General features: G+C 73.2%; 6 protein-coding genes. 3 read left to right on the top strand and 3 right to left on the bottom strand.

Translation table 11 applies throughout. The features are described from left to right. Positions 1-270 (top strand): alpha/beta hydrolase fold domain-containing protein (locus A5701_RS10700; protein ID WP_156670039.1); only part of this gene is annotated, 270 nt, incomplete at its 5' end. Here the strand turns inward: A5701_RS10700 and A5701_RS10695 are convergent. From A5701_RS10695 to A5701_RS10685, 3 genes are read right to left on the bottom strand one after another with little or no spacing between them, the layout of a single operon-like run. Next, positions 267-1448, bottom strand: a complete 1182-nt coding sequence (locus A5701_RS10695) for an amidohydrolase (protein WP_067752373.1) — start codon at positions 1446-1448, stop codon at positions 267-269. The genes A5701_RS10700 and A5701_RS10695 overlap by 4 nt on opposite strands. Further along, entirely contained in the window at positions 1445-2635 is a 1191-nt protein-coding gene (locus A5701_RS10690; protein WP_067752370.1) for a M20 family metallopeptidase, read from the bottom strand. Before A5701_RS10690 ends, A5701_RS10695 begins: the two co-directional genes overlap by 4 nt. Positions 2636-2671: 36 nt before the next feature. After that, on the bottom strand, positions 2672-3337 hold the full coding sequence (locus tag A5701_RS10685; RefSeq protein WP_067752366.1) for a cutinase family protein: 666 nt from the start codon (positions 3335-3337) through the stop codon (positions 2672-2674). Between the two features lie 56 nt (positions 3338-3393). Between A5701_RS10685 and A5701_RS10680 the strand changes: the two genes are divergently transcribed. Together A5701_RS10680 and A5701_RS28545 are read left to right on the top strand one after the other, a co-directional pair. Beyond that, entirely contained in the window at positions 3394-4200 is an 807-nt protein-coding gene (locus A5701_RS10680) for a purine-nucleoside phosphorylase (RefSeq protein ID WP_067752363.1), read from the top strand. After that, positions 4201-4348: hypothetical protein (locus tag A5701_RS28545; RefSeq protein WP_197499160.1), on the top strand; the 148-nt coding region annotated here is incomplete at its 3' end. It abuts the gene before it with no gap.

Genomic DNA, 4348 nt, shown 5'->3' with positions numbered 1-4348 from the left:
CGGCGCGACCGCCTGGCCTCCCCCGCGTGGGGCGACAACGCCGACGGGATCGCCGGTATCGCGCCCGCGCTGGTCGTGACGGCCGAACACGATCGACTTCGCGACGAGGCCCGCAGCTACGCCGAAAAGCTCGACGCCGTCGGGGCATTGGCGGAGTACTACGAGGTCGCCGGCGTCGACCATGGCTACAACATCATGAGCGACGCGGCGGACGTCACGTTGCGAAGTTACGCGCACATCGCCGAGCACGTCATGCGGGCGACGCGCTAGGGCAGCAGCGCGAACGCGGCCGACTGCTCGACGATGTTGACCATCACCCGCAGCCCGATCGCCAGGGCCCGCTCGTCGAGGTCGAACGTCGGCTGGTGCAGATCCAGCTGCGGTCCCTGCCCCGGCCAGACGCCCAGGCGCGCCATCGCACCGGGAATCTCCTCGAGGTACCAGGAGAAGTCCTCGCCCCCACCCGACTGGCGGGTATCGGCCAGCGCGTCGGGGCCGATGGCCTCGATCGCGTGGGTGAGGATGCGCGTCGAGACGTCCTCGTTGACCACCGGCGGCACACCCCTCCGGTATTGCAGCGTGTGTTCGATGCCGAGCGGCGCCAGCAGCGCCGACACCGTCTCGCGGATGATGTCCTCCAGGCCGACCCAGGTCTGCCGGCTCGCGGTGCGCACGGTGCCGCCCAGCACCCCGGACTGCGGGATGGCGTTGGCGGCCACCCCGGCGTTGACCGCACCCCACACCAGGACGGTCGCGTTGCGCGGGTCGATGCGGCGGGACAGCACACCGGGCAGCCCGGTGATCAGCGTGCCCAGCCCGTAGACCAGGTCGGCGGTCAGGTGCGGGCGCGACGTGTGCCCGCCCGGCGAGTGCAGCGTGATCTCGATCTGGTCGGCCGCCGAGGTGATCGGCCCGTGCCGGACCGCGATCTTGCCGACCTCCAGCCGCGGGTCGCAGTGCAGGGCGAAGATCCGCGAGACCCCGGTGATGGCGCCGGCGGCGATGGCGTCGATCGCACCGCCGGGCATCAGCTCCTCGGCGGCCTGGAAGATCAACCGCACGCCGACCGGCAGCTCCGGCACCGACGCCAGGGTCAGCGCGGTGCCCAGCAGGATGGCGGTGTGGGCGTCGTGCCCGCAGGCGTGCGCGACATTGGGCATGGTCGAGGTGTACGGCGCGCCGGTCCGCTCGGCCATGGGCAGCGCGTCCATGTCGGCCCGCAGGGCGATCCTCGGTTCGTGCTCGGGGCCCAGGTCGCAGACCAGTCCGGTGCCACCCGGCAGCACCTTGGGGTTCAGCCCGGCGTCGGCCAGCCGCTCGGCGACGAACTGGGTGGTGGCGTACTCCTGGCGGCCCAGCTCGGGGTAGCGGTGGATGTGCCTGCGCCACTCGACGAGGTCGTCGTGGTGTGCGGCCAGCCAGGACGTGGCGGCGTCGGCCAGGCTCATGGGTGCGCCCGCCGTTCTCGCGCGGCCAGCACCCGGTCACGCTGGGCGGGTGTTTGGGCCAGCTGAACGACCGTGCGGGCCAACATGATTGCGCCCTCGACGACGGCGCGGTCGCCGCTGGGGCCGGCCGCGGCGGTGGCGAAGGCGCGCTGGTGCACCGTGGCGCCGCCTGCGTCGAGCCCGACGATCGGATGGATCCCCGGCAGCACGTGCGTCACGTTGCCCATGTCGGTGCTGCCCATGGGCAGCGCCGCTTCGACCTCGCGGGCCACCGGCTCGCGGCCGAGCCGGCACATCTCGTCGCGGAACACGTCGGCCAGCCATTCGTCGGGCCGGAGTTCGTCGTAGGCGGGCGCCGGGTTGTCGATCTCGTATTCGCAGCCGGTGGCCAGCGCGCCCGCGGCGAAGCACGCGTACATCCTGCCCTCCAGCTGTCTCAGGGAATCCGACTCGAACGCCCGCATCGCGTACTCCAGCGTCGCGCGCCCGGGGATGACGTTGACCGCCTGTCCGCCGTCGGTGACGATCCCGTGCACCAGTTGACCCGGGGCCAGTTGCTGCCGCAACAGCCCGACGGCCACCTGCGCGACGGTCACGGCGTCGGCGGCGTTGATCCCCAGATGCGGCGCGACGGCGGCATGGGATTCCTTGCCACGGTAGTGCACGGTCGCCTCCGACAGCGCCAGCGAGCGGGCCGCGGCGATGTCGGCGGGACCGGGATGCAGCATCACCGCCGCCGCGACGTCGTCGAACACCCCGGCGCGCAGCAGCAGCGCCTTGCCGCCGCCCATCTCCTCGGCGGGGGTGCCGATCAGCGCCACCCGCAGGCCCAGTTCGTCGGCGACCTCGGCCAGCGCCAGCGCGGTGCCCACGGCCGACGCGGCGATGATGTTGTGGCCGCAGGCGTGACCGATCTCGGGCAGTGCGTCGTATTCGGCGCAGACCCCGACGGTCAGTGGGCCGCTGCCGAAGTCGGCGCGGAAGGCGGTGTCCAGTCCACCGGCCGACGCGGTGATCGCGAAACCACGCTCGGCGACCAATGCCTGCGCCTTCGCGCAGCTGCGATGCTCGGCGAACGCCAGCTCGGGCTCGGCGTGGATGGCGTGGGACAGCTCAACCAGGTCGGAGCCACGTCGCCGCACGACTTCCTCGACCCTGTTTGACGGGTCGTCCAATGCGGTGGGCATCCTCGCAGTATCCCACCGCGACCTTAGGCCCCGGGCCTACACCAGCCCGGCGATGAATCCCGCCGCCTGCCCGGGGTACGGCGGCACCCCGTAATCGTGGTGCGCATCCCGGTCGCGGCCGCCGACCACGCACACCGGGTCACCGGGGCTGCAGATGTCGATGGCGCGGCCGGCGAACAGACCCGTCGTCGACAAGGGCGTGTTGAAGCGGTTTCCGGGGTTGCCGAACACCGCGACCGCCGCCACCTTGTTTGCCAGGCCGGGATCCAGCGCGGGGGCCGATCCGAAGTTGCCGATCCGCTCGCCCAGCGGCGGCACCCCGGCCAGCATCGACACCGCGGCGGCGCCCTGCGAGAAGCCGCCGAGCACCAGCCGCGTCCCCGGGCACTGGTCGACCATCTGCGCGATGTGGTCGCGCGCGTCGTTGGCGCCGTCGGCGGTCTGCAGGAAGTTGTAGCTGGCCGGGTAGTTCACCGGGTAGGCGTCGACGCTGCGCGAGCCGAGGGCCGGCCGCAGGGCGTCGAGCAGCGCATCTCCGGCCACCCCGAGGCCCGGCGGCTCGGCGGTGCCGCGGGCGAAGATGAGTTGGACATCGGGGCATCCGTCGGCCCGCGCCACCGGCGGCCGGCCGCTCGCAATCGAAAACAGTGACACCGCAACGGCGACGGCCAGGCCGACCACCTGCCACCTAGGAAGTTTCATGCGGCAGATTTTCACATATGCCGGCGCGGGCCGTCGCGGCGCTAAGCTCCCCGACTGTGAGCGACCCCGCTTCCGACCCCACCGAACTGGCGCGATTGGCGGCGGAGGTCATCGCGGAGCGTACCGGAGTCCCCGAGCACGACGTGGCCGTCGTGCTCGGATCGGGATGGCGCCCGGCGGTCGCCGCCCTGGGCTCGCCGACCGCGGTGCTGCCCCAGGCCGACGTGCCCGGGTTCGCGCCGCCGACCGCGGTCGGGCACACCGGCGAACTGATGTCGACGCGCATCGGCGAGCGCCGGGTGCTGGTGCTCGTTGGCCGCGTGCACGCCTACGAGGGTCACGACCTGTGCCACGTGGTGCATCCGGTGCGGGCCGCCTGCGCGGCGGGGGCGCGCATCGTCGTGCTCACCAACGCCGCCGGCGGCCTGCGGCCGGACCTGACGGTTGGCCAGCCGGTGCTGATCAGCGACCACCTCAACCTGACCGCCCGCTCGCCGTTGGTCGGCCCGCAGTTCGTGGACCTGACCGACGCCTACGCGCCGCGGCTGCGGGACCTGGCCCGCCAAGGCGACCCCGGGCTGGCCGAGGGGGTCTACGCCGGCCTGCCGGGGCCGCACTACGAGACCCCCGCCGAGGTGCGCATGCTGCGGGCGCTGGGCGCCGACCTGGTCGGGATGTCCACCGTGCACGAGACCATCGCCGCGCGGGCCGCCGGCGCCGAGGTGCTGGGGGTGTCGCTGGTGACCAACCTGGCCGCCGGGATCAGCGGCGAGCCGCTGAGCCATGCCGAGGTGCTCGCCGCGGGCGCCGCGTCGGCGAGCCGGATGGGTGCGCTGCTGGCCGACGTCGTGGCCCGGTTCTAGATGGCGCCCGAGCGACCCTCGGCCTCCGGCGACGCCCGGCTCGCGGTCGCCGCGGCGGAGTGGATCGCACACGATCCCGACCCGGCGACGGCCGCCGAGCTGGCCGCGTGCGCGCCCGACGAGCTGGCGGCGCGTTTCGCGCGGCCGC

Source organism: Mycobacterium sp. E3305 (assembly GCF_001666785.1).
GTDB lineage: Bacteria > Actinomycetota > Actinomycetes > Mycobacteriales > Mycobacteriaceae > Mycobacterium.
Note: the sequence above shows the minus strand (reverse complement) of the source record. Positions and strands in the feature narration are given on the sequence as shown.

What these genes read in the sequence shown, in the direction of transcription:
- A5701_RS10695 (WP_067752373.1), bottom strand. Translation starts at nt 1,448, where the DNA reads ATGAGCCTGGCCGACGCCGCCACGTCCTGGCTGGCCGCACACCACGAC.
- A5701_RS10690 (WP_067752370.1), bottom strand. Translation starts at nt 2,635, where the DNA reads ATGCCCACCGCATTGGACGACCCGTCAAACAGGGTCGAGGAAGTCGTG.
- A5701_RS10685 (WP_067752366.1), bottom strand. Translation starts at nt 3,337, where the DNA reads ATGAAACTTCCTAGGTGGCAGGTGGTCGGCCTGGCCGTCGCCGTTGCG.